Source organism: Vibrio taketomensis (assembly GCF_009938165.1).
Lineage (GTDB): Bacteria > Pseudomonadota > Gammaproteobacteria > Enterobacterales > Vibrionaceae > Vibrio > Vibrio taketomensis.
Map to the genome: position 1 here is coordinate 988583 of NZ_AP019650.1, position 24888 is coordinate 1013470.

21 protein-coding genes and 1 pseudogene are annotated in these 24888 nt (G+C 43.7%); 16 read left to right on the top strand and 6 right to left on the bottom strand.

Annotated features, from left to right (window positions below; all coding sequences use genetic code 11):
* Positions 1 to 60: 60 nt before the first annotated feature.
* From Vt282_RS18280 to Vt282_RS18295, 4 genes are all read right to left on the bottom strand, one after another.
* Positions 61 to 816: a phosphatase PAP2 family protein gene (locus Vt282_RS18280; RefSeq protein WP_162064315.1), complete on the bottom strand. Its 756-nt coding sequence runs from the start codon at positions 814 to 816 to the stop codon at positions 61 to 63.
* Positions 817 to 2351: 1535 nt separating this feature from the next.
* Positions 2352 to 2609 carry a hypothetical protein gene (locus Vt282_RS18285; RefSeq protein ID WP_162064316.1) on the bottom strand — a complete coding sequence of 86 codons (258 nt, stop codon included), beginning with the start codon at positions 2607 to 2609 and terminating at the stop codon, positions 2352 to 2354.
* Positions 2610 to 2661: 52 nt separating this feature from the next.
* On the bottom strand, positions 2662 to 3156 hold the full coding sequence (locus tag Vt282_RS18290) for a YcxB family protein (RefSeq protein ID WP_162064317.1): 495 nt from the start codon (positions 3154 to 3156) through the stop codon (positions 2662 to 2664).
* A gap of 279 nt (positions 3157 to 3435) precedes the next feature.
* On the bottom strand, positions 3436 to 3696 hold the full coding sequence (locus Vt282_RS18295) for a DUF5062 family protein (RefSeq protein ID WP_162064318.1): 261 nt from the start codon (positions 3694 to 3696) through the stop codon (positions 3436 to 3438).
* A gap of 555 nt (positions 3697 to 4251) precedes the next feature.
* Here Vt282_RS18295 and brnQ point away from each other — a divergent pair.
* Entirely contained in the window at positions 4252 to 5556 is a 1305-nt protein-coding gene (brnQ, locus tag Vt282_RS18300; protein WP_162064319.1) for a branched-chain amino acid transport system II carrier protein, read from the top strand.
* A gap of 67 nt (positions 5557 to 5623) precedes the next feature.
* On the opposite strand, the gene Vt282_RS18305 is transcribed toward brnQ, so the two are convergent.
* Positions 5624 to 6001, bottom strand: coding sequence for a hypothetical protein (locus tag Vt282_RS18305; protein WP_162064320.1), 378 nt, complete (start codon positions 5999 to 6001; stop codon positions 5624 to 5626).
* A gap of 480 nt (positions 6002 to 6481) precedes the next feature.
* Between Vt282_RS18305 and Vt282_RS18310 the strand changes: the two genes are divergently transcribed.
* The 8 genes from Vt282_RS18310 (at position 6482) to rodA (ending at position 17681) form a co-directional block, all read left to right on the top strand.
* Positions 6482 to 7861: a sensor domain-containing diguanylate cyclase gene (locus Vt282_RS18310; RefSeq protein ID WP_162048352.1), complete on the top strand. Its 1380-nt coding sequence runs from the start codon at positions 6482 to 6484 to the stop codon at positions 7859 to 7861.
* 78 nt (positions 7862 to 7939) lie between these two features.
* Complete coding sequence (locus Vt282_RS18315; RefSeq protein WP_162064321.1) at positions 7940 to 8479, top strand: NUDIX domain-containing protein; 540 nt, start codon at positions 7940 to 7942, stop codon at positions 8477 to 8479.
* Between the two features lie 142 nt (positions 8480 to 8621).
* Positions 8622 to 9653: a metal-dependent hydrolase gene (locus Vt282_RS18320; RefSeq protein WP_162064322.1), complete on the top strand. Its 1032-nt coding sequence runs from the start codon at positions 8622 to 8624 to the stop codon at positions 9651 to 9653.
* Positions 9654 to 10022: 369 nt separating this feature from the next.
* Complete coding sequence (locus tag Vt282_RS18325; RefSeq protein WP_162064323.1) at positions 10023 to 13094, top strand: DUF748 domain-containing protein; 3072 nt, start codon at positions 10023 to 10025, stop codon at positions 13092 to 13094.
* 784 nt (positions 13095 to 13878) lie between these two features.
* Positions 13879 to 14250 carry a DUF2750 domain-containing protein gene (locus Vt282_RS18330; protein ID WP_162048356.1) on the top strand — a complete coding sequence of 124 codons (372 nt, stop codon included), beginning with the start codon at positions 13879 to 13881 and terminating at the stop codon, positions 14248 to 14250.
* Between the two features lie 122 nt (positions 14251 to 14372).
* On the top strand, positions 14373 to 14900 hold the full coding sequence (locus Vt282_RS18335) for an RNA methyltransferase (RefSeq protein ID WP_162064324.1): 528 nt from the start codon (positions 14373 to 14375) through the stop codon (positions 14898 to 14900).
* 366 nt (positions 14901 to 15266) lie between these two features.
* A complete protein-coding gene (locus Vt282_RS18340; protein ID WP_162064325.1) occupies positions 15267 to 16448 on the top strand; it encodes an MFS transporter in 1182 nt (393 codons plus the stop codon).
* Between the two features lie 123 nt (positions 16449 to 16571).
* Positions 16572 to 17681 (top strand): rod shape-determining protein RodA, encoded by a 1110-nt coding sequence (gene rodA, locus Vt282_RS18345; RefSeq protein WP_162048664.1) that lies wholly within the window; start codon positions 16572 to 16574, stop codon positions 17679 to 17681.
* A 65-nt stretch (positions 17682 to 17746) separates the two neighbouring features.
* Here the strand turns inward: rodA and Vt282_RS18350 are convergent, their stop codons facing one another.
* Positions 17747 to 18286, bottom strand: coding sequence for a redoxin family protein (locus tag Vt282_RS18350; protein ID WP_162064326.1), 540 nt, complete (start codon positions 18284 to 18286; stop codon positions 17747 to 17749).
* A gap of 260 nt (positions 18287 to 18546) precedes the next feature.
* Here Vt282_RS18350 and gloA point away from each other — a divergent pair, with 260 nt between their 5' ends.
* The 7 genes and pseudogenes from gloA (at position 18547) to Vt282_RS18385 (ending at position 24887) form a co-directional block, all read left to right on the top strand.
* Positions 18547 to 18933: a lactoylglutathione lyase gene (gene gloA / locus Vt282_RS18355; protein ID WP_162048360.1), complete on the top strand. Its 387-nt coding sequence runs from the start codon at positions 18547 to 18549 to the stop codon at positions 18931 to 18933.
* 13 nt (positions 18934 to 18946) lie between these two features.
* Positions 18947 to 20032, top strand: a complete 1086-nt coding sequence (locus Vt282_RS18360) for an alkene reductase (protein ID WP_162064327.1) — start codon at positions 18947 to 18949, stop codon at positions 20030 to 20032.
* Positions 20033 to 20269: 237 nt separating this feature from the next.
* Positions 20270 to 20800, top strand: a complete 531-nt coding sequence (locus tag Vt282_RS18365) for a YbhB/YbcL family Raf kinase inhibitor-like protein (RefSeq protein ID WP_162048362.1) — start codon at positions 20270 to 20272, stop codon at positions 20798 to 20800.
* A gap of 27 nt (positions 20801 to 20827) precedes the next feature.
* Positions 20828 to 21605: pseudogene (locus Vt282_RS18370) on the top strand (helix-turn-helix transcriptional regulator).
* A 113-nt stretch (positions 21606 to 21718) separates the two neighbouring features.
* Positions 21719 to 22669 (top strand): endonuclease/exonuclease/phosphatase family protein, encoded by a 951-nt coding sequence (locus Vt282_RS18375; protein ID WP_162064328.1) that lies wholly within the window; start codon positions 21719 to 21721, stop codon positions 22667 to 22669.
* 89 nt (positions 22670 to 22758) lie between these two features.
* Positions 22759 to 23175 (top strand): hypothetical protein, encoded by a 417-nt coding sequence (locus Vt282_RS18380; RefSeq protein WP_162064329.1) that lies wholly within the window; start codon positions 22759 to 22761, stop codon positions 23173 to 23175.
* 380 nt (positions 23176 to 23555) lie between these two features.
* A complete protein-coding gene (locus Vt282_RS18385; protein WP_162064330.1) occupies positions 23556 to 24887 on the top strand; it encodes a uracil-xanthine permease family protein in 1332 nt (443 codons plus the stop codon).
* The last annotated feature ends 1 nt before the right edge of the window (position 24888 follow it).

A 24888-nucleotide genomic window follows, 5' to 3' on the forward strand; every position in this document is an offset into this window, starting at 1 on the left:
GTTATATTTTAGTATAGTTAAAAAGCGAACCTTAGGTTCGCTTTTTGTTCGAGGATACAATTACAGCGGCGACAATCGCATGTGCAGCTTTAGCCAATCAAATAACTTTCCAGACCAAAGCGATATATTTGGCATGGCAGCGTATACCAAAGCAATAAACAGCACCGAGCCCACTAAATCGATGGGTCTATGCATGCCAAGCCACAAACGACTATAAGCTACGCATACGCCCCACACCAACAGAATACTCGCCAAACCATAGCGCTTGTGTTCCACAAACAATCCACCGAAACAAACTAAACAAATCGAGACAAATATTGTGTGGCCTGATGGAAAGGAATAATCGGTTTCACCCAGCCAATGTTGAGTTCGCCAAGGGCTAACTTGAGTTGAAACCTGCTCGATCAGTTGGTCTTGTTTACTAGCCGTCAATTGGTAGAAGTACGACGGTTTCGGGATCAGCTGTTGATGGGTGAGAACTTCAGTATAAGGTCGTGGGCTTTCCGTAAAATGTTTAAGGCCCGTTTTGGCAGCAAAGCCAATCACCAGAATGATGCCGAGTTGTAATAACTTTTCCCAACGTTGTTTCGGTGTCAAAGTAAGCGTCAAACTACAGAGCAGCAGTACAGCAAGAGTCATTAAGAAACCTTTGCTACCAGCAGAATTGGTCAGCACACTGTAAAACAGCCCCTCACTGTCACTCACTGAATCTAATAACTCAATGTGGCTGACGAATAGAGCCATCAGCGCTATCAGTAAAAGGAATACTGCCAATATGGCAAGGCCATAGCGCTTGGCATGAAGATACTCTTTCATAAAATTCTGCTCAACGATTGCCAGCAACCACTCACGAGAACATAAACATTAGCTCAGACTCTCGTTTCTACTGGCTAGGATATGGGAAAAATCGGCAAAGAGAGGGAGCCTCTCTTTGTCAGCGTTGCCAATATACTAGCTGAAGCCATGTGGAAAAATTATCAAATTGCTGTCAATTTGGCGAAGATTCCCAGAACAAATGGGGTCAGTTCTTTCTTTTTGCCTCACATTACTTTTGGTATGTCTAAAATTACTGATTATATGAATTCGTACTTCGAGGTGGGACCCATAAAAGGACATAGTCTTGATCTCGCGTGCGACACGCCTCTGGACAAAAGCACGTTAGAGTATGAATTCTAACGTGCCAAAATTGGATTAGAAAAGTATCTTGAAGCCTTAAATTAAATGCTTGTTATAACTACTCATCCTCGGATTGCATGTTTCGCAATTCCTTCAACCTCGAATCCATTGCAAGAACCACATGGTTCCATTTCGACAAAGCCACCTTCTCTACAGTAGTAACATTTACGCCATAAACAGACACCAGCTTGACGTTCTTCGTCGTAAATTAAGGATGGTGCTGCACATTCAGGACAAATATGATATTCCGTAGATAAAATTCCAATATCATCTAATTTATAATCACACGAAATACAGTACGTATAAGTTGGGTATGACTCACCTTCATACACGATAAAGTGACTATGTTCTTCGCAAGAAGGGCACATTCCAATATGAAACTCATTACCTATTTTACATTTAAGAATGAGCTTTCAAATGCCACAATACGCTCTTGAATTGAATCTAGTGAAATACCGTTTTGTTCGGCACTATAACTGCCCGTTTGAATGACTTTAAATGCAGGTTTTATGACTTTGAGATATAGCTCAATCAAATTTTTAGTTAATTCTTCAGGCGATATTTCAATTGCAAAATGTTGAATTTTATTTCTTTCTGTTGCTAATTTATCTAATACTTTAATATTAGATCTAGCAAAGGACTCTGGATAATGTTTTTCAGTTCTTGTCCTATCCCTCGAATATCAATCGACTTACATTTATATAGCTCTTCCATTGTTGGTAACAATGGACTGCTACAATGTTTGAACAATGAATTTTATCAAAGATTGTTATCGGATCAATTAAAACTAAAATTTCTTTAAGAACTAATTCAGCCCCTTGAAATAAACATAGTAGTGCATGCTTATAAGCACTATTGTTACTTTCAGCTTCGGCTTTATTCAAAAATCAAGTCCTTGTTCAATTGAATCTAAAGAATTTTCTATCAGTGTAAATTTTATCATATACTCTTATTTGTAGTTATAACGCTTATTAGATGACAAATTGTCGTCTTTCATCTTTCGGCAATGCTATCATTTTCATACTAACTCAACTGATAATCAATAACTTATGACACATGAAGGGAAATTAGACTGCAAGATGTAACCTAATGACGGGAGTGATGAGTTATCAACGCAATCGAATAATTTTTAGTAGGGTAAACGCACGCCCTCTGAATTATGTAGAGTATTTAATCTAAATGGTTTTGGGGCAAAACGAGTCAGCAACAACATTACATTTATCCAGTTCTAGGTAAAATTCAGGACGAATTTTTAGGGTTTCGGTGTCGGGAACACCTAAAACCGTACCGGTCAGTGACAAAGAAACCAAACGTTTCTGAATACTCTTTGGCAAGGCAAGAGTATTTATCGCTAGCGCTTTGCTTAATGGGCACACATGAATATTAAGCGGGACACGCAAAAACGACATCGACAACCACAAAAAGCGAATCATTCGATTCGCCTTTCGATTACTTCAACTCACTTGCGAGCACTATCTAATCACGTTAATTAGGTTTCACAACCGCATGCTGCTCAACCATAAACGCGATCACTTCTGCATTTAAGCAAGATTTACTCACATATTGGCGCTGTTTACCGATATGCAGAATGAATCCCAAATCGGTTTGTTCAAGTTGGTCGATTTCATTCCATGCGATACTACGATTAATTTTGCCGCTTTTGTAACTCACACCACTAGCGTTAACTTGAAACGCCACTTTACTACCACAGCTCGAACTGATGGTTTGTCGCCATAGCCACCAAGTTCTCTTGAAATAAACACTGAATGTTTCAATAACGCTCAATACGATAAAGAACCAGCCAACATAGCTGTTAGGCAACAGTTCAAACTCTACTAAAACCACACCAAAAATCAGAAAGAGTATCGCTTTCCAATAAGATTTTGGAAACTTAACTGGCTGGCTAGTTTGATCATAACACTCGGCGAAAAAAGCCTTATCGAGCGTGTATTCTGTTGTGAAATCAAATTCTTTAGACATGTGTGGGTACTTTAAGGTTCTGTAAATGAGTATTCCATGTTGCTTGCTGGCAACGCGAGCATTGTATCGCTTCTCTCGGCATATCATTAACTATTTTGGCTCTGTTTTGTAAATTGTTAATGCCGATGTACTAACCGCCTCAAAATCCCCATACCAAACATGATGAACATTCTTCAGCGCTGTATTTTTTATCTTAAAGTCTGCGTCGTCTAAAGAGAGTGCAAAACCATGATCAAAAAAAGGCGAATAACCCCATTCGCCTTGTGATTGATTTAGGGTTTATTTTAGAGGGTCGTTGTCTGGTAATGCGCTGTGAATCCAAAGCGCCAATCTATGCTTGATGTTCGCACCGTCGAGCTTATCATCCGGTAATGGCGTAATTTGCTTAGCATCAACTAAGAATAGATAAATCGCTTTTACTCTAAGAGGTTGAGGTGACTGAGGTAGTTCAAAGCCTTGCATCTTTGCCATCTTTCCGCCGATCTCAAGCGCCTTTTTAACCAGTTTATCTTCATTATGAAGCTTGGAACTTTTTGACATAGATAGAATCCTCTTGTTCGCTGCAACCAGAATACATTAACTGCCACAAACCGCGTGTTAGAAAGTTCTCATATTGATAAGCCAACACGGTTAACAACGTGACTTTAAGATATGTGCTGCATTTTGTGTTTAAAAGTAAACACCGTTCAAAGAGGCATTGTTAACAAAATGAAAAGTCATTTATTTCAATTTCCAGCAATGAAAGCAGTTCAATTCACTATATAGAAAACAAGCATTATGCAGATCAACTTATTTTCCACTTTGGGGTTGTGCCTTCATCCTGATGTTGGTTAGGGTTAGGGAACACCAAGGCAAACGTATTCCTTGGTCTTTTTTTCGTTAAGGATCATTCATGTCAGCAACTGCGCAATCACCATTCGCTTTCAAACGCTCATCAAGCGTTGCTGCTGCGATCCTCCTGCTCTCTCTGAAACTGATTCAGAGCTGACAGGCCATATCTAAATTTTCTGTCAGCTTGAGAAGAAGCTGACGGGATCACTCTACACTTCCCTATTCCTTTCAGTTTTTTCCAAGCGAAACACAAGAGGAATAACAATGTTAAGCGCACGTAATATCGCCGCTTTAGGCTTCATGACTTTCGCCATGTATTTAGGCGCTGGTAACCTGATCTTTCCACCATTTTTGGGTTACCAAGCAGGCGAAAATTTTCTGAGTGGAATGTCAGGCTTCCTCTTAACGGGTGTCGGTTTACCTGCGATGGCTCTGGTTATGGTCGCGCTGGTAAACGGGTCAGATAAGTTAACCGCAGCCCTACCAAAGCCTTTGGCTACCAGTTTTTGGGTGATGGTTTTTATCGTGATAGGTCCTGCGTTCGTGATCCCACGAGCGATTACCGTTGCCTATCAATTTAGTTTTGCGCCCATGTTTGGCGATACGGCGTTAATACCTTTCACGATTGTATTTTGTATTGCCACCATTCTATTTGCGCTTTATCCGGGTAAGCTGATAGACAACCTAGGAAAAATCCTAACACCAGCATTAATGGCAATCTTGTTGATCATGTCTGTTACGGCGTTGATGTCGCCAAGTGGTGAATTGACTGCGGCTACCGGTGCATACGTATCCGGTGCATTTGCTGAAGGTTTAACACAAGGCTATATGACCATGGACGCGCTAGGTTCTATCGGTTTTGGCTGGATAATTTTCCGCGCAATTCGCAGTATGGGTGTAGATTGCCCTAAAGCGACGGCTAAATACACGCTGATTGCCGCTTTGATGTACGCGGTTGCGATGGCGTTCGTCTACATCTCATTAGCCTACATCGGCTCAACCAGCTCATACTTAGGTTCTGGATTCACTAACGGCGGTGAAATCCTAACCGCGTTTACCTTCAACCACTTCGGAGCGTTTGGTTCACTTTTACTAGGTGCGGTGATGGTTTTAGCATGTTTGACGACTGCCATCGGCGTGACAACTGCTGGTAGTGAGTTCTACGACAACACGTTCAGTAAAGTGAATTATAAAGGCTGTGTCATTACCACCATGGTTTTGGCGGGTTTAATTGCCAACGTTGGGCTGGAACAACTGCTTACCATCACATTACCAGCTGTCGTTGCACTTCACCCAGTTGCGATAGCATTGATGATCATCGCACCAGTGCGCAACAAGATGGCGCGAACCATGGTGGTGACCACTGTGTTCACTGCGCTCGCTTTTGGATGCATCGATGCACTTCATGTCTTGGGCTACATGCCCGAAGCGACAGACCAATGGTTAAACCGTAATATGCCCCTGTATCGTTACTTCGCGAGCTGGATCGTGCCGACTATCACGATGGTTATCATGGGTGTTGTTGCGAAGCCGCGGGCTTGCATTCGCACCGCAGTGAGCACTAACTAATTGTTAGCATTCTATTGATTAGGCGTTCTGCGGCACTATAGAACGCTGCTCCACATTCTCACTAACGTTAACGATCAGATTGCCAAATGCTTTGCCCTTTTGGCAATTTGACCTCATAACGCGAAGGAACAAACTCACCTTGAAGGGAGTTATTTTCAATCTTGCCCACAAAGCGGCCTAGTGTCGGTGAAGTAAATTGAATCTCGCTCGCGCTACATTGGCAGCAGTCGATAAGCTCAGGATATTGAGGCCAGCCTTCAAAGCGCTGCAATAGAATCGATTGGTCACACTGGCCACCCCGCCCATCGTTAAGCAGGAGTATTTCAATACCAGATAACTCCCCCTCTACCTTATCTACATTCGAGTAATAGCCATAGTGAGAAGCTGCCAACGTTGAGGAGGAAATAAGCAATAAAATCAGACTACTAAAAATACGCATGAACATGTTCGACCAATCCTTTGGTTTTATACTCAAACAATTTCAAGGCGCCGTGTTTAGCGAAACAGAGCGAAATCCTTCAACTTGAAACCACTTGAGCCTACTTTTAAATAAATGATGACATCACGGAATCTAAATTGGCTATTAACTAATTGATAATAAATTCAAATTTTCACCTTTAATGGCTCCTAACCCAACACATTGCCACAGGATGCTCATTTCTACACGCCAATATATTTATCCTGAAATACTAACCTCGTTGCATTTAAATGGAAATCAAGTACCCATCACTAACTGGCTCACGGTAAAAATGTATACTGAATAAAACGGATGAGAACAAATTCAAACTCTAATATCGTATTGAATTAACGTAGAAAAACAATCGAAATACAGATACAAGAGTTCAGTTCTCATCGAGCAAACACCGTCAGACTTATTGATGAGAATAAAATGAGATTGAAGCACACTTTTTTACGAGGGCACGTGATGAGCTCGGTACGAATCGCTGTACTGATCATTAGTGTTTTTTCGCTTCTTAATCTCGCTCATTACTATATGAACCTTAAAGAGTTTCAAAAGAACATAACGGAATCCACACTCCTTCGTTCGACACAATACATCAATAATTCCTTACAAGATCTCAACCGCACCTATGCACAAGCGAGTCGTTTGGTGGCTGACGTGTACGCTTATAAAATTCAACGTCAATACAGCATCGAGGAGATGTTAGCGGAACTGCAAGAGACGCAAAGGGAATTGTTCGTCAAAACCGTTGGATTAGTCGATATAGAAAATAATCTCTATTTAGATAATTTTGGACGCAATCTGCGCATCAACGTCACGACAGAGAGAGACAAGTGGGTACAAGAGTTCGTCGATTTACCGCAAGATTACCGCTACAACTTTTACGATCCCGACATTATTGAATACGACACACTCTACTCGTTTTATCACGATCACAAGATCAGAGACGAAAATGATCACGTAATCGGGATTTTGGGTATTGGCCTAGATTACGAAACTTTCTACCACAAAATTCAGGGCTTGGATGATGACGTCAATGTTTCCTTTTTGACTCAACAAGGCGAAGTTAGGCTGCCAAAAACATTAAAAGGGAAATCCATTTTCACACTCTATCCAAATATTACTCAAGACCAAGTGCAATTAACTAAAGATGAAAGCCGAATTGTTTGGCGGCATGAAGACGGCAACACATTCCTACTCTATTTCCATTACCTAAACGACATTAATCGGGTACTTCTGCTTGAGATGGATGTCACCGACTATTACGAACAATCCAAAATTCAGCACTTTTATTCATTTTTACTCGGATTGGGCTTGACCATAATCGCAGTGATCATCAACTTGCTGATCAGCGTCTATCAAAGCAACAAATTAACCCATTCAGCATTCTTTGATTCCCTTACTCAGTGCCGCAATCGCAACTATATCGAGAGTCAAATCAAAAAAGCCAGCAATTGGCACTGCATCGCCCAATCAGGTTATTCACTAATTACGTTTGATATTGACCACTTTAAATGCATCAACGATAACTACGGTCATGCGAAGGGAGATGAAGTATTAAAGCAAGTCGCCAACATTGCTAAACACTGTCTGCGTGATAACGATGAGTTCATTCGCTTAGGAGGGGATGAATTCCTTATTCTGTTAAATATGGATGCACAAAGTGCCACTGACATCGCGAAGCGTATTAACCAGAATGTCAGCCAACATACCATGGTGTCATTATCAATAGGGATTACCGATATCTTAGAGCATGACAGTTTTGACTCAGCGCTCGAACGCGCGGATTCTGCTCTGTATGTAGCAAAGGGCAATGGACGAAACCAAATACAGATAAGGTAAAGTACGGCACAACGAAACCATACGCTCCACATAAGCTCACATCGCTACTGATTCACTTCACCAGAGATAGGATAACCCATGCCGCCAATCAAACAGCTTTCATCGACAATCGTTTACCAGAATAATTGGATGTCTGTTCGAGAAGATAAAATTGAACGCGCAAGCGGTCAGCAAGGTATTTATGGCGTGGTAGATAAACCCGATTGTGCCGCGATTATTGCGATTGATAAGGGAATGATTCATCTCGTGAATCAATACCGCTATACCGTGCAAGATAACTACTGGGAACTGCCACAAGGAGCTTGGGAATCGAACCCAACCGCGAATCATCTTGAGCTAGCGAAAGGAGAACTCAAAGAAGAAACCGGGCTTATCGCGCATTCCATGACTTACATTGGCGCACAATTTATTGCCTATGGTTTTCTTAATCAAACCTGCCACATTTACTTGGCAAGTGATCTGACCAAGTCTGCAACTCAACCCGATCTGGAAGAAGAAGATCTCATTAGCCAAGCCTTTACCCTCACAGACTTCGAACAAATGCTGATTAATGGTGACATTAAGGATTGTGTCACGACTGCGGCCTACGGTTTAGCGAAATTAAAAGGCTTGGTTTAGATATAATCTCAAGCGGTATTGATGCACATTCGTGGGTCAAACGTAAAATCAAGTAAAGATAGGTGCAAGCAGCGCTAACGACATTGACGAACCTTACCGATGACCTTATAAGTCAGAGAAAAGAAATACGAGACACCCACAAATGGATTCGATCACCCAAGCGGCTTTAGGAGCAACGGTAGCTGGCGCTATCGCAGGTAAACGATGCAATGCAAAAGTACTTTTAGCTGGTGCAGCCCTGGGCACACTGCCCGACCTCGATGTCATGCTTGATTATGGTGATGCAATCAGTAATACCATCAAACACCGTGGGTTTAGTCATTCGCTATTCCTTCTTCCGCCGTTCGCCCTACTGTTGTCATGGCTTTATACCCGTCTACGTCCCGATAGTTTTTGGAGCTTCACTCGCGTTTCAGTACTGACTGTCAGTGTTCTTGTCACACATACACTACTCGATGCGATGACGACCTACGGCACACAACTGTTATGGCCGATACATGGGTATTTTGAAGTCAGCAACATCTTCATTATTGACCCCATTTACACCGTGCCCCTGTTGATTGCGATTATTGTTGCCCTGTTTTCCAAGTCGAGAGGTGGACGCTGGTGCCAAGCGATGGTCATTCTCTCTTCGTTATATTCGATATGGGGTTACGCAGCCCAGCAACACATTATCGATCGCGTCGAACATAACTTACAGGCACAAAACTTACCGACTCAAAATGTATTAGTCACGCCAACGCCATTCAACACTGTGCTTTGGCGTGTTGTCGTGCGTAATAAGAACAACTACTGGGAAGGGTTAGCCTCCCTACTTGACGATGATGAGAGCATTAATTTTGTTTCACGCCCACTTGGTGACTGGCCTATGCAAGAAAAGCCATCCACTCTGCTTGGATTGAAAGCATTCTCTCACGACTTTCTTAATTACCATGAAGAGAACGGCGCGCTGATTGTGACTGATTTGCGATTGGGTCTCGCGAATCATCTCTCTTTTCAATTTGTGCTCGCCCAAAGAGACAAACAAGGCTCATGGCAACTCGTGGATAAGCCGACTCGTCACCCTTCCGGTGAACGAGGCTTGGATAAATTAAACGTATTATGGGAACGATTGAAAGGCGACCAGAGCATTGATGCGAATCTGCAGCGTCTCGATCTCAGTGCGACCAATTAAAACCTCTCATAAACTGGATGATTCTGTACTCATAGAGTCATTCAATTTGTCGAATGTCTCTGATTTGTTGACGATAATATTGACGACAAAATTGATGAACTTCAAAATCTCCTAACAAAGCAGTACCCAAGACGGTATAGACTGAGCATCTGTTGTCTTGCAAAACACGACAGAGCATATATGATGCGCTGCTTTTTGCTATTTACCATCTTGGAAAGCAGCACTTTTCTGAAATAATCAGAGCATAAAAATACTAAAAGATTGCCTTATAAAGAGCGCAATCTATTGATGATCGCCTCGCATCAAAGATAAAACCGTTTTGTCTTGAGCACGCCATCATCGATTGAACACTTGAAGTTGGAAGTCGTCATGTCAAACAAACTAAAAAACGCAAAAGCAAAGTTCAACACTTTGCCACGTGCGATCCGTTGGGGTACCTATGCCACTGGTGGATACCTCAGTTATGCGATGCTACTGGGACTGCTTGTTCCATATGTCGCAGAGCAACAAGCGCCAGAGCAGTTATCAAAATTGATTGAACGTCCAGTGTTACTGGGTGACGTAACAATCAATCCTTTCACGCTGCAATTTGATATCGACAAGTTTGCCATTCTTGAGGGCGAGCAGCCTTTTGTCAGCTTTGATAAAGCCAGCTTACAACTGAACTTTTGGCAATCCATTTTCGATGGTGCCCTTAGCGTTGAATACATCACACTCGATAAGCCATACGTAAATATTGAACGTGTGAACAACCCCGATTCAACCGAAATCGCGTTTAACTTCAGCGATATTCTTTCTGCGGTTGAACGTAACAGCGCCCCGACTGAAGACGTAGCGCCTGAAGTAGAAGACGTCGTAGATCGACACGCGCCGCTATTCCCAGTACAAATCAAACAAACCGCGCTGAACCACGGCGATGTCCGCTTTAAAGACAACATTACCGGCGCAGAGCTTCACTACCCTGATATCAACCTATCGTTAGGTGAATTCGCAACTCAAAGTGTTTTGGCTGACAATACCAACCGCTATACACTACAAATTAACGATGCCGATACAGCCAAAATTGCGCTAAAAGGTCAGGTTCAATTGAAACCGCTGCAAGTGGTTGGCGATATCAACGTTGAGAATATCCAGTTGCCGCGCTTGTGGGGCTTTATTGCTGACGATATGCAAGTACAGCTCGCATCCGGCACGGTGAGCTTAGCCTCTCATTACCGATTAGCACAAACGATTGCAGACACACCAGACAATGACAAGCTAAGTATTTCAACCAATCACGGTCAATTCGCTTTAGATAATCTCGATATCCAAGCGAATAAAAAATCGATTGTTAGCCTACCCTCATTGACGGTCAACAATATCGCGACTGATGTTGATCAACAAACCGTCGCGATTGAGTCTATCCAATCTCATGGTCTAAAACTCGCGGCCCAAGTAAACCAGCAAGGTGCTGATCTCGTATCTTTGTTTACACCAAAGTCGCTTGCTCAAACTTCAGCGTCAAAAAGCGCGCCAGTGAAAGAAAGCCAAGCTGAAGAAGTTAGCCACGCTGAGTCATTAGACAATGAAGCAAGCCAACCTTGGTTGGTCACGTTAGACGGCGTTGAAATCAAAGATTATCAAGTAACGGTGGCTGAAAATATTCTCACGCCAAAAGCCAATACTTGGACTATTGCGCCAATTAATCTCACTACCAGCAAAATCGTGAGTGATTTATCTAAGCCCATTGATTTTGATTTTGCCGCGATCAACGGTAAAGGCGATATTAAAGTAAAAGGTCAAGCTGACGCGCTAAAACAAGCCGTGACCGCAGACGTTGATGTGAAATCACTCAAGCTTGCGCAATTCCAGCCATATTTGGCGACGGCAGTTAAAGCAACATTAACGAATGGTGAGTTAAATACACAAGCGACGATTAAAGCCAATGCAAACGGTGATGTGACCGTCAATGGCGGTATTCAAGTAAACCATCTGGCTATTCGTGACAACAAGTTGAAGAAGCCGTTTGTTAAATGGCGCTCTCTGGCGGTCAACAAGTTTAATTTTGACCTAGCGAAATCAAAACTAGACATTGATACGCTAAGCCTCAGTCAACCATACGCACGTGTGGTAATCAATGAAGATCGCTCGACCAACATTGGTGATCTTGTGGTTGAACAACCGAAAAAATCACCAAGCAAAACAAAAGCGACCACTGCGTCCAAAGATAAGCCATTTGCGCTTAGCGTGAAGAAGATCGCTTTTAACGATGGCTCGGCATTCTTTGCAGATAACTCGCTAAAACCTGGGTTCTCTTCTGGTATTGAGCAATTGAAAGGCCAAATTAGCCAAGTTTCAAGTGTGCCAGGGACCAAAGCATCTGTGGATATTAGTGGTAATATCGACCGCTATGCACCAGTAAAGATCAAAGGTGAAATTAACCCACTTATTGCGCAGCCTTACCTAGACCTTGACGTGTTATTTAAGAGCGTTGAACTAACTACGGTAAACCCGTACTCGGGTACCTATGCGGGTTATTTCATTGATAAAGGTCAGCTCACGCTTGATCTAAACTACAAGTTAGATAAGAACCAGCTAAAAGGCTCCAATCACGTTGTGATAGATCAGTTGCAACTGGGTGAAGCCAGTGACAGTGACACGGCGACACAACTTCCAGTCAAACTTGCCATTGCCCTACTTCAAGACAATGACGGCGTTATCGATATGGGTGTTGAAGTTTCAGGCGATGTAAACGATCCAAGCTTCAACCTTGGTTCAGTGATTTGGCAAACGGTGAGTAACATTATCACCAAAGCCGTCAGCGCACCATTTAACTTTATTGCTGGGTTAGCCGACTCTGATGAGGAGCTTAATCATATCGCATTCGCGTTTGGCTCAAGCAGCCTTAGCAGCGATGCTGATGAGAAGCTGACATCTTTAGGTGAAGGTCTGAATGCTCGTCCAAATCTTGCTCTTTCTGTGGACGGATCTATCGATGCGGTAGAAGATAGCAAAGCACTCGCTTTAACAAAGTTCTCGCAGAAGCTTGCTCAACAAGCCCAAATCGAGCCAGATCAACTGCCTGATAACCTAACCGCGAGTAATTTCCCAACCTCAGGTCCGCTTTCTGATTCTCTGCAAGCGCTTTACAAACATGAGTTTGGTGAGGATGCTGATGTAGTACGTGACAAAATTGAAGATGAACTATCAGCAAAAGACAGTGATTTAAGTGATGAAGAGATCGACCGTCGTTGGCACATCGCTCTTTACAACTTGGAACTGAACAAACAGCAGATTAGCCAAGCAGAGCTAGGTAAATTAGCTCAAGCGCGCGCTCAAGCTGTCAAAGCGTACCTCGTTGATGTCGTTAAAGTAGACGCTGCACAAGTGTTCTTGCTGGATAGTCGTTTTGACATTGAACAAGACAGCAGCGGTGCGGTACTTTCACTAAAAGCAAAATAGGCATTATTTGACGCTGATAACCTTGCGATAAAATTTAGGCGTATCTTTTCAGATACGCCTTTTTTCTATCTCGCCAGTCCGAGTCACAGCCTGCAAGCACAACAGGTTAACGCAACAAATTGACTAAACGCTCATCTTTCTTTCGCAGTGAATAACAACCACGATACACGCGCCGCAGCTCCAAAACCTGATCTCGGCTGGATTTAGCATAGTACTGGTTTAGAAATACGGAAGAGTCTGGATAGCCTAGCTCTTGGACAGCACGCTTAAACATACTTTCAATTCTTGGGAAATCACGCTGCTCAAATAATTGGGTAAAATCTTCACACGTCGCACTCGCCCACGTAGCTGGCGATAACAAGCATAGACATAACAGTTTTTCAATGGAATTCCTTCAGCTACAAGCCAAACAAGCGAACAAAAAACAACCACACCAATTCACCATTTTCCTGTGGTTTGTCAGAAAAATCGCACAACCATATCGACGAAAAACATGGCGTTAAAATGCAGTTCAAACATATAAAATTGACTACTTCACAATGATTTTAATTTAAACCGGTATTTCCGTGTCTTTTTCTCTCAAAACTACTGATTTTCCCAAGATCTGAGTGTTTTTTATCATGAAGAGCCTTCACCTTAGCGAACTCTTAGCGCGGTTCATACGCGAAATTAAATCGTCACGATTAACCGTTATTGTTATCCACATTCGACATAGCAATAGAGACTGCCCCTTTAACTAAAAGCACGATATACTCCAAAGGTAACGTGTACTAAAAGGCTAACTATGAGTGATACTAATCCGGTAACGGTTCCACGCGACCCAATGGAGCGTTTTAACCTATTTTTTAAAGCAGCCTCTGAAAGCAAAAAGATCTGGTTGCTGATTGATGAGCATGGCAGCGTATTGCTTAACACTGATGACGAAGAATGTGTTCCTGTTTGGCCATCTGAAGCTCATGCCCTGCAATGGGCAACGGAAGAATGGGAAGGATTTACTGCTGAGCCAATCTCTATTGCGAAATGGAAAAGTCGCTGGACTATGGGCCTAGAACAAGATGATCTTTCGATCGTTGTTTTCCCAGATGAACAAGGTGAAGGTGTCGTGCTTTACCCTGACGAATTTGAATTTGAAATCGTTAAGCGTGAAAAACGCTAATAACATACTCAAGTAACCCTAAGGCAGCACCTACGCTGCCTTATTCTTTTGTATCGCCACCAGCTCTGATAGAATCGCGTCCCTTCAGATACTCCCAATTTTTTGTAACAGAGAGCACCGTTATGACCCAGCCTCAAACCATCATCGGCTTAATCAATCCTAAAAGCCCAGAAAATGTTGGCGCGGTAATGCGAGCGGTGGGTTGTTACCAAGCCGATAGCGTTGTCTACACTGGAACTCGCTACGATCGCGCTGCAAAATTCAGTACAGATACCAAAAGTGTTAGTGATACCGTTCCATTGACCAAAGTTGAGTCCATACTTGATGGCCTCGCCGATGACACACAGATTGTCTGTGTCGAACTGGCTCTTGGCGCAACACCACTACCGCACTTTGAGCATCCCCAAAAGGCGATTTATATCTTTGGCCCAGAAGATGGCTCCATCCCTCAAGAAGTTGCAGATAGAGCACACCATGTGGTTTATGTACCCACTATCGGTTGTATGAACTTAGCTGCGTCTGTAAACGTTTTACTCTATGATCGTTTAGCCAAATCAGAAAGCATGGTCGTCGGCGATGAGTTAATTCGCAGCAGCCGCGACAATCGTAATAAATTGCGAGTTAAGCAAGACAACGAACAAGCCGCTTAACGGCGCTTAGGCTACTATGCCTCAAGCAATCATTGGTTATACCCACGTAATCAGAACGAGGTAGCGTTCGGTTACTTGGGTATGAAAAGCCAGTGATTACATTGTGCTCAAGATTAAAATTTTCAATCAAACTTTACTCGGATTAACCTTTCAATTTGCTACCAATAATAGTTTACTAACGCTGCGGAAGCGCTAAGTACATTCATTTCCCAAGCTAGCACTCCGATTATCTCCTAACACTTAGTCAGCTCACTATGCGACGCCACTGTATTATTCAATAGATTGGCTACACCCTTGCTTCATGCATTTGACGATAGAAATAGGATTACCCAATGAAGCCAATCAAACTATCGAGGCACGATTCGAGTGAAGAGCCAATTTCAATTTAAAACCATTCTTCTGGCGTGTCTGATCATTAGCATCGGACAACTGAGTATGGGCTTGGTGTTCCCATCGTTGCCTTGGATTGCCAAAGATTTCACCATTTCCCTCGACCAAGCCCAACTGCTTGTCAGTATATATTTGCTTGGTTTCGGCCCTTCGCAGTTTCTTTATGGCCCCATTTCTGATGCGCTTGGACGTAAAGTAGTGCTACTAAGTGGTTTACTCATCGCTATGCTTGGGCTGCTGACGATTATCGTCTTCAGTGACACCTTTACCGGCATGGTAATGGGGCGATTTTTACAAGGTATCGGCACGGGTTGCTGCGCCGTATTAGCTCGAGCGTCCACTCGTGACCGCTTTAACGGCCCTGACTTACCGATTGCGATGGCTTATATCGCCATGGCCGCCTCAATCACACCACTATTTGCACCCGTTATTGGCGGATTCATCAACTTTCATTTCGGCTGGAGCATGGTATTTATCTCATTGCTCGGCTACGTCTTTATCGCTTGGTGCATTATCGCAGTACGATTTAAAGAAACGCTTGCCCAGCGTTCAGAAATACCGTCAGCCAAAGCCATGCTGCTTCAATACCGCAATCTACTCACTTCTCGCTACTTTATGAGTTTTGCTAGTATTGGGTGGCTCAATTTTAGCTTGATGATCACGACGGTCTCGGTGATGCCCTTTATTATGCAAAACCAAATTGGCATGACCTCTGATGAATATGCAATGTGGGCGTTAATTCCTGCCTTAGGCATGTTGGCTGGCACCAGTATTTGCAACCGGGTACGCCCAATTATTGGCAGTAAAAAGATGTTACTCTGGACACCTGCCTTGCATCTAACCGCTGCTGTTTGGTTATTCTTTTGTCCTGTTGAACCTATTTTCCTAATGATCGGCCAGTTATTCATGATTTTAGGTAATGGCATTGCTCTGCCCACCGCAAGCGCAAGTCGATGGATGCACCGCCTGCGTATGTGCCATGCCGCTGCCATGTCTGGCGGTGGACAAATGGTGGTCTCATCGCTCGTCAGTATGCTACTGATGCAATTAGGGCTCAGCCAAGCTTGGCATTTGTCTCTGGTAATCTTAGTTTTCACAGCGATAACGCTGACTAATATTTTGCGTGGCTTTAATAGCCCAGAGCCTGAGCAGCTATAGTGTTGCTAACAGGGCATTGCTCTTATTTTTGTCAATCTGTTGCCAATAAAAGTAATAGAAGGTTGTGTTTCAAACCGATCAGGATTAAATTTCGGTTCACTTACCATTTTGAACATACCTGCAGTGTTACGTTTTCGTCCTCATATTGATTACCCGCTGCTCGCTGCGATCTGTTTTTTGATCATGGCGGGCACTATTAGCGTGTGGAGCGCAAGTGGCTTTAGTGAGCCAATTTTGGAACGCCACCTTGCTCGTGCATTCATTGCTATCTGTGCATTGATTGTCCTCTCCGCAGTACCAGCAAAAAAACTGTGTGATATAGCTCCGCCACTCTTTGTTTTGGCGGTCACCTTGCTACTTGCGGTTGTGATTGCAGGTGATGCGACTAACGGTTCAAAACGTTGGTTAGCGCTTGGCCCGATTCGCTTTCAGCCTTCTGAGTTAGTAAAAGTTGCCGTACCAATGATGACGGCTTGGATGATCGCTAAAGACCCGGGAGTACCGTCTTTTGGCAAGATCCTACTCTGCCTCGCATTAACTGCGATCCCAGCAGGTCTTATCGTGATTCAGCCCGATCTAGATGGCGCAATCTTTACGGTCATCTACTCGTTGTTTGTGCTGTTTTTAGGCGGTATGAGCTGGAAGATCATCGCATCGGTCGTGGGCATCGTCGCCACAGCAGTACCGATCCTTTGGATGTTCTTTATGGAAGAATATCAGAAGAAGCGTGTGACTCAGTTTTTAAACCCTGAGTCTGATCCGCTTGGTGCAGGCTATCAGATCATTCAATCTTTGGTCGCCATCGGCTCGGGTGGTATTCGTGGTAAAGGCTTTACCAACGCAACCCAAGGTCAACTTGGCTTTATTCCTGAAAGTCATACTGACTTCATCTTCTCGACGTTCGCTGAAGAATGGGGCTATTTTGGTAGCGTATTATTAATCGCGACCTACTTATTTATTGCGGGTCGCACACTCTGGCTTGCAAGCCAAAGTGACTCGGCATACGGACGTTTAGTGATTGGCGCACTATCGCTGAGTTTCATGCTTTACGCCTTTATCAATATGGGTATGGTAAGCGGACTATTGCCTGTAATGGGTAGCCCGTTGCCGTTTATCAGCTATGGTGGTACGGCGATGATCACGCAAGGCGCATGCTTTGGCATTATCATGGCACTCGCACCAAGACGGCGCAAAGCAGGTACGCCGTTCTCAGCCATGGGTCACGCCCATTAAGCAAGTTCTATCAAAGAAAAAGACCAGCAAATTGCTGGTCTTTTTTGTTCGGTTTGGCTGCCTATTTAATAGTTTAACGTACCGCGGATCGGATAGTGATTGTCAGGGTCGCGAATCCACGCTAAACCGCGAGTTAATGCACCGAGTTCTGGACGAACAAATGGATTGTTTGAAATATCCACCACGTGCAAATCACCATGTTCATTAACGATAAACAGACCCGGTTCTGCGAAGTTATGGTCTGTCTCTTGCTCTGATCGCGGTACAGAGATGTAAACTCCCAGAAGCTGCATTTGCGCTTGAGTCAACCCATAAGCGATAGGAAAGCTAATATCCAACTTTTCCATATGTTCTTGAAGCTGAGCTTTTGAATCGGCGCTGACTGCAATAATGCCAACCCCTGCATCACTGAATGCTTGCTTATAAGTCTCTAACTCATTGAGGTATTTGGTACACAACGGGCAATGTTTACCTCGATAAACGAAGATCGCTTGCCATGTCATTCCTTCCTGCGGTTGACTCAACAACACAGTATTATCATTCGGCAAAGTCGCACTTATATTAGGAAATGCATCGCCTGCTTTAAGCTTTACTGAATGTGCCATTATCCCTCTCCTAATCGGTCAACATAACACTCGCTCGATCTAGTTAAGCACATCCTCCCGCGAAAACAAGCAGTCACCATTAGGTAACCTAAACCTTTGAACTAAAAACATAAACCACCAATCAATAACAAAAATTATTAAATAATAATTATTGATAATTTTTATCTTTCATTGAATTTATTTATGTGTACTCAACTTATGAAGACTCGTTGAATATAAAGCGCGACGAGCAAATGATTAGATTAGAAAAAGGGTGAACCATGAAACTTCTTCACACGATGATCCGCGTGGCTGATCTAGACAAATCGATTGAGTTTTACACCAACGTTTTGGGAATGAGTGTACTCAGCCGCTTTGAAAATCCAGAGTACCGTTACACATTGGTATTCGTAGGTAACCCTGAGCACCCAGAAAGCTCTACCATCGAATTAACGCACAACTGGGACACGAATAGCTACGACATAGGTAATGCATTCGGTCACCTCGCATTAGGCAGCGAAGATATCTACGCTGCGTGCGAACAAATTAAAGCAGCAGGTGGCAACGTCACTCGCGAGCCAGGTCCAATGCTAGGTGGCGATACGCACATTGCATTCGTTAAAGACCCTGATGGCTACCAAATTGAATTGATCCAAACCAGCAAATAAGAGGTGTTGTAATATGTTTAATACCATTCAACTGGGTAAACTCACCCTTGCAAATCGTATCGTAATGCCACCAATGACTCGCTCACGTGCAAGCCAACCTGGCAACGTTGCAAACGCTATGATGGCAGAATACTACGCTCAACGTGCAAGCGCTGGTTTGATTGTGGCCGAAGGCACACAAATCTCTCCTATGGGTCAAGGTTATGCTTGGACACCAGGCATTTACAGCCAAGAACAAATTGCAGGTTGGAAACTCGTAACCGACGCAGTCCACGCAAAAGGCGGCGCGATCTTTGCGCAGCTTTGGCACGTTGGCCGTGTAACTCATCCAGACAATATTGGTGGCAATCAACCTATCTCATCTTCTGCGTTAAAAGCTGAGAATGTAAAAGTATTTATCGACAACGGCAGCGATGAACCTGGCTTTGTTGACGTGGTTGAACCGCGTGAGATGAGCAAAGATGACATCAAACAGGTTGTGGCCGAATATCGCCAAGCTGCACTCAATGCAATTGAAGCGGGCTTTGATGGCATTGAACTGCACGCAGCGAACGGTTACCTAGTTAATCAGTTTATTGACTCTGAAGCGAACAATCGTACTGATGAATACGGCGGCAGCATCGAAAACCGTCTACGTTTCCTTGGTGAAGTAGTTGAGGCGATGACTGATGCTATCGGCGCTGATCGCGTAGGTGTGCGTCTGGCGCCATTTACGTCACTAAACGGCACTGTCGACAAAACACCAGTAGAGACTTACACCACAGCTGCAGCGCTACTAAACAGACTAAACGTTGTGTATATGCACATTGCTGAAGTGGACTGGGACGATGCGCCTGATACGCCAGCGGAATTTAAGCGTGCAGTGCGTGACGCCTACCAAGGTGTCATCATCTACGCAGGCCGCTACAACACTGAAAAAGCGGCAAAAGCTTTGGAAGATGACCTCGCTGATATGATTGGTTTTGGTCGTCCATTTATCGCTAACCCAGACTTGCCAAGTCGTATTCAGCATGGCTACCCACTGGCTGCACATGACCCTGCAACGTTGTTTGGCGGTAATGAAAAAGGCCTAATTGATTACCCAGAATATCAAGCGTAGTTACAAGACAGCGATTTCAAACTGAATTGATCATCGTTGCTAAACGAAACTAAGCGGCGACGATTCAATAGTAAGAGGCTAACACTTCCCCCAGTGTTAGCCTTTTTTGCATCGAACCCCACAAAATAAACACAAAAGCTCATCAAAGATAGAATTTGGTTCAAATTGAGTTTTTGTGATACATTTATTCAGATCGTTTCTATTATTACTCCTAGACGCCAACCTAAGGAGACGAACATGAAACGCACACTGATTGCCACTACCCTACTACTTACTGCTTTTGCAAGCTCAGCAATGACGCTTACCAGCACCGATATTCAAGAAGGTTCTCGCATGGCGGACACCTATGCATTTAACGGATTCGGTTGCAGCGGAGATAACGTATCACCGCAGCTGAGTTGGCAAGATGCGCCAGAGGGCACAAAAAGCTTTGCTATCACAGCTTATGATCCTGATGCACCAACAGGCAGCGGCTGGTGGCACTGGGTGGCAACCGATATTCCCGCATCAGTAAACTCGTTGAAACAAGGCGCATCTGGCCATGATTTTACGGGTAAACAACAACATAATGATTACGGAAGCGTTGGCTTTGGCGGCGTTTGTCCACCTAAAGGCGACGGTATGCACCGTTATCAATTTACTGTTTGGGCTATGCCAAGTGAAAAATTAGACATTCCACAAGGCGCTTCTAACGCATTGATTGGCTTTATGTTAAGAGCCAATGCACTAGATAAAGCAACCCTGACTGCCACTTACGTTAACGAGTAAGTGAAGAAAATAAAAAGGCATTAAGTCATGAATAAACCATTGGTACAAACTGTTCACTATCGCGGCAAGCGTGCACAGCCACTAAGCAATGTGTTTATTCATGCTCCAACTATTATTTGGGTCGATCAAGGTTACAAGCAGCTTTGGTGGCATGAGCAAAGCATACAGCTTGGTCGATCCAATTGGATTGTCGTGCCTGCTGGGCAATACCTCACTTTCGTCAATACGCCTGAGCAAAAACAATTTCATTCACGTGCCATGGCATTCAATCTACAGCCACCAGCAGAATGGTTGCAGCAATCCTTAAGCGATAATGAGAAGACAAGTCACGCCTTTCCACAAATCGCCACCACGCCACAACTCGAGTACTGTTTTAACCTCGTGAGTGACATGCTCGATAAGGTCTGTCGCTTCAAGCGCAAAACAACTAATTCTAGGTTTGTACGCTGAACTTCGAGAGGTGGGAGCACTTGATTTACTGTTTCCTAACGATCAGAAAATGGTACGAGATAAATTGGCGAACTATCTGAGTTCTGCGCCAGGAGATGATCATTCAATAGAAGCCGCCGCTAGCCATCTTGCGATGAGTCGAGCGACACTCACTCGCAAACTGAATGCGGAGGGAAGCAGCTTCCGTGAAGTGTTAGCAGAAATACGTATGAATCATGCAATCAATCTACTACAGCGCAACTTTACGCAGTTAGACACCGCGTTAGCCTGCGGTTATCAATCACAAACCCGTTTTAATCAGCGCTTTAAACAGCAATTTGGGCTAACACCGCATCAATATCAACTGACCTTGTAGCACACTCGCTGTTTTTAAACACAGAACGATATCGCTTACTGAATTGACGAGCATGTTACTTAAGGTTCGTTTAGACTGAGCGACAGTAGCTACGTCAAATCGAGGTATGACGCTTGAGTCATAATAAAACGCTCACCTTTGCAACACTAAACCTATTCAACTTTATAGAGCCACCCAGCGCATACTATGATTTTGAAAACATTTATGATCAGCAATCATGGCAAGAAAAGTGTGATTGGACTAAAGATAAAGTACGCCAATTAAATCCCGATGTAATTGGTATGCAAGAGGTGTTCAGCATTGGTGCCACAAAACGGCTATTTACTGAACTTGGCTACCCCTATTTCGTCGCGCTCGACACTCCACATATCGAGTCGGACTATATATATTCAAAGCCCGTTGTCGCGATAGCCTCAAGATACCCAATTAAACAGGCGCAACTCGTCACTCCATGCGAAACGATTGAACAGACCTATGGAGTTCAGCCTCCCGCCTTTAGCCGCCAACCGATTTTTGCCACGCTGTCCGTCCCTATGCTGGGCGATATTGCTGTTTATGTCTGTCACTTAAAATCACAGCGCCCAACGGAGAGCAAAGATGAAAACCAAAGCCATAGATTGATCGGCAGTTGGCTTTCAAGCCAGCAAAGAGGATGGGAAGCTTTGATGTTACGCCTGTTTATGGAGCAGCAATATCTGCAAGCGCCAATGCCAACCGTACTAATGGGAGACATGAACCAGAGCTTAGATTTCGCTATTACCGGTTTATTAACCCAGTCTGTAGAAGCAGAAAGTAACCAGCTTAAATTACAAGACAGTTGGAATATCTATAGCAAAGCGAAACCAGATTTAGTTCGTCAACCTACTCATTACCATTTTGCCAAAGGCAATGTGCTGGATTACATTTTGCTCTCACAAGAATTCCAAGCAGAATCGCCCTACTCACTGGCTGACGTCATTAACTACACCGTGCTTGATCAACACTTAATCAATCCAATTTACAGCCAAGACAAACAAGCCAGTGACCATGCGTTTGTGGCTGTCACAGCAAGGTTGGTGCTTTAAACGTAAATAGCTTTTGTGGTCTGTAAAGAAAACCCATATATTGGAATCTTACCCTTCGTTTCCTTGTACAACTGCAACAAGAAGCCAATATGAATTTTAGAAAGATTTTATTCGTAGCTGTGGTCGTTTTTATGATTGTACAAGCACTTATCGGCTTAAACGGCTCTGAAGATCACATCAAATCTTTGCGAAACTTTCATGCCCAAACACCTTACACGGTTACCCCACTTGATGCGCAAAGATTCAATATTGCCGAACAAGGCAAATTGGGTGATATGTCGGCATGCATGAATCAAGTAAAGTCCAAAATGGCTCGCCAAGTACCCGACTCTGATAAAGGAGTACAAGGGTTACTCAGGATCAACAGCGGCGATTACAAAATTTACCTCAGTGTCTATGGCAACGAAGCATACAGCATTCGCCTGATGAAATCTGACGAGGCAGGGAATCATTCAAGGCAGACCACATCATACTCAATTAATTGTGATTTAAGGTTAATTAACTAGCGCCATTTGAGCTCAGGTTTGTCGTTTAAACACTGACCTTAATCGAAGCTACTTCACGTCATATAAACCTTACATTTTACCCATTAGCGACAGACTTAAACTTACATCATGTTCGTAACGATAAAAATATTCAATTGAGCAAACGTTTGCGTGACACGAATATTACGTTAGAATCAGCCGCACATCAAAAATGGTGATGCGGGTAACACTTTTGTCTTCATTCGCATCCTACCGATTCAAATTTTTGAAACATCAATATTAGAAAAACGAACTTACGGTTTGCGTCGCTCATTAGCGTATGCAGGCTTTGTACAACCTAAATTTGCCATTGATAACTTCGTTAACTGAGAAGTAACCAATCGCTAAGTGCTCAAGTTGTTATGAATACTACCCAAGCTAATCACTCAACCACTAACATTGACGAAAAAATCTCGATCCCGCGTTCGCTTTCCTTGGGTGCTCAGCACGTCTTGGCGATGGATCTCTATATTGTTCCTATTATTCTCGCAAGTTTGCTGTCGTTAACCGTAGCGGATACATCCTCTTTGATTCAGATGACGTTTGTCGTGGCGGGCCTTGCGACCATTATTCAATCTCGCTGCTTATTGAAACTCCCTGTGATGCAAGGGCCATCATACATCCCTATTGGCGCGGTTGCTGCGATTGGTAAAGCTCTGGGAATGGGCGCCGTATATGGTGCGTTAATTCCCGTTGCTATTTTCGTGGCTCTATTGGGTAAGCCTCTCAATATATTTAGTAAAATTGTACGTAAGTTTGTTCCGCCTATTGTAGGTGGCACGGTGATTATCGTGGTGGGTATTTCTCTACTCCCTGTTGCTTTTAACGGGATTTATAGTGGTGAGCAAGCGAACCAAAACATCGTTATTGCCTTAGTGAGCATCGTTTCTCTGTGTAGCTTTATTTTACTTGGTTGTATGCATAAGCGTTTGCATTGGTTGCGTCTAACTTCAGTATTGGGCGCTATCGTACTGGGTACGATTGTTGCGACCTTCTATGGCATGAGTGACTTTTCATCGGTCACTAAAGCGGCGTGGGTACAACTACCAAGCTTGCTTCCATTTGGCGAATTGACATTCGACCCTATTGCTATCATGACGATGCTATTTATCTCAATGATTGTTCTGGTTGAGACCACAGGCACATGGTGTGCAGTCAGTGCGGTTACTGGCGTAGAACTTGAAGACGAGCGCTTAAACCGTGGTGCAACGGGTGAAGCTGCTGGTCATTTCCTCTGCTCACTACTAGGTGGTAGCCCAGTGACTGGCTACTCAACCAATGCGGGCATTATTGCAGTAACGGGAGTTGCTTCACGTCGTGCGATTATTGCAGGTGGCTTTATTTTGTTGTTGCTCGGTTTAATGCCAAAGCTAACCAGCTTAATTGCTTCGATTCCTCATGCGGTAATCTCTGGCATCTTCTCAGTAATCTGTGTGGTGATTGCGATGAACGGCTTCCGCGTTATTCAAAATATTCAGCTCTCTGAGCGCAATATGCTGGTAGTGGGTTTGCCAATTATGCTGTCACTTGGCGCTGTTCTAATGCCACGAGAATTGGTTTACGCCCTACCCGAATTAGTGGGCTACCTAGTTAACTCGGGTATCGCCATCGGTGCACTCGCCGCCGTCATTCTTAACTTTATGCTGCCTGAAGATCGCGTAGTAAATGAAACACCAGTTGAGAGTGAGGCATAAT

Excerpts from the sequence above, each read along its gene's own strand:
- Vt282_RS18330 (WP_162048356.1), top strand. The coding sequence starts at position 13,879 with ATGAGTGATACTAATCCGGTAACGGTTCCACGCGACCCAATGGAGCGT.
- Vt282_RS18295 (WP_162064318.1), bottom strand. The coding sequence starts at position 3,696 with ATGTCAAAAAGTTCCAAGCTTCATAATGAAGATAAACTGGTTAAAAAG.
- Vt282_RS18360 (WP_162064327.1), top strand. The coding sequence starts at position 18,947 with ATGTTTAATACCATTCAACTGGGTAAACTCACCCTTGCAAATCGTATC.
- Vt282_RS18305 (WP_162064320.1), bottom strand. The coding sequence starts at position 6,001 with ATGTTCATGCGTATTTTTAGTAGTCTGATTTTATTGCTTATTTCCTCC.
- gloA (WP_162048360.1), top strand. The coding sequence starts at position 18,547 with ATGAAACTTCTTCACACGATGATCCGCGTGGCTGATCTAGACAAATCG.
- Vt282_RS18320 (WP_162064322.1), top strand. The coding sequence starts at position 8,622 with ATGGATTCGATCACCCAAGCGGCTTTAGGAGCAACGGTAGCTGGCGCT.
- Vt282_RS18350 (WP_162064326.1), bottom strand. The coding sequence starts at position 18,286 with ATGGCACATTCAGTAAAGCTTAAAGCAGGCGATGCATTTCCTAATATA.
- Vt282_RS18280 (WP_162064315.1), bottom strand. The coding sequence starts at position 816 with ATGAAAGAGTATCTTCATGCCAAGCGCTATGGCCTTGCCATATTGGCA.
- Vt282_RS18335 (WP_162064324.1), top strand. The coding sequence starts at position 14,373 with ATGACCCAGCCTCAAACCATCATCGGCTTAATCAATCCTAAAAGCCCA.
- Vt282_RS18385 (WP_162064330.1), top strand. The coding sequence starts at position 23,556 with ATGAATACTACCCAAGCTAATCACTCAACCACTAACATTGACGAAAAA.
- Vt282_RS18380 (WP_162064329.1), top strand. The coding sequence starts at position 22,759 with ATGAATTTTAGAAAGATTTTATTCGTAGCTGTGGTCGTTTTTATGATT.
- Vt282_RS18285 (WP_162064316.1), bottom strand. The coding sequence starts at position 2,609 with ATGATTCGCTTTTTGTGGTTGTCGATGTCGTTTTTGCGTGTCCCGCTT.
- Vt282_RS18325 (WP_162064323.1), top strand. The coding sequence starts at position 10,023 with ATGTCAAACAAACTAAAAAACGCAAAAGCAAAGTTCAACACTTTGCCA.
- Vt282_RS18310 (WP_162048352.1), top strand. The coding sequence starts at position 6,482 with ATGAGCTCGGTACGAATCGCTGTACTGATCATTAGTGTTTTTTCGCTT.
- Vt282_RS18365 (WP_162048362.1), top strand. The coding sequence starts at position 20,270 with ATGAAACGCACACTGATTGCCACTACCCTACTACTTACTGCTTTTGCA.
- Vt282_RS18315 (WP_162064321.1), top strand. The coding sequence starts at position 7,940 with ATGCCGCCAATCAAACAGCTTTCATCGACAATCGTTTACCAGAATAAT.
- brnQ (WP_162064319.1), top strand. The coding sequence starts at position 4,252 with ATGTTAAGCGCACGTAATATCGCCGCTTTAGGCTTCATGACTTTCGCC.
- Vt282_RS18290 (WP_162064317.1), bottom strand. The coding sequence starts at position 3,156 with ATGTCTAAAGAATTTGATTTCACAACAGAATACACGCTCGATAAGGCT.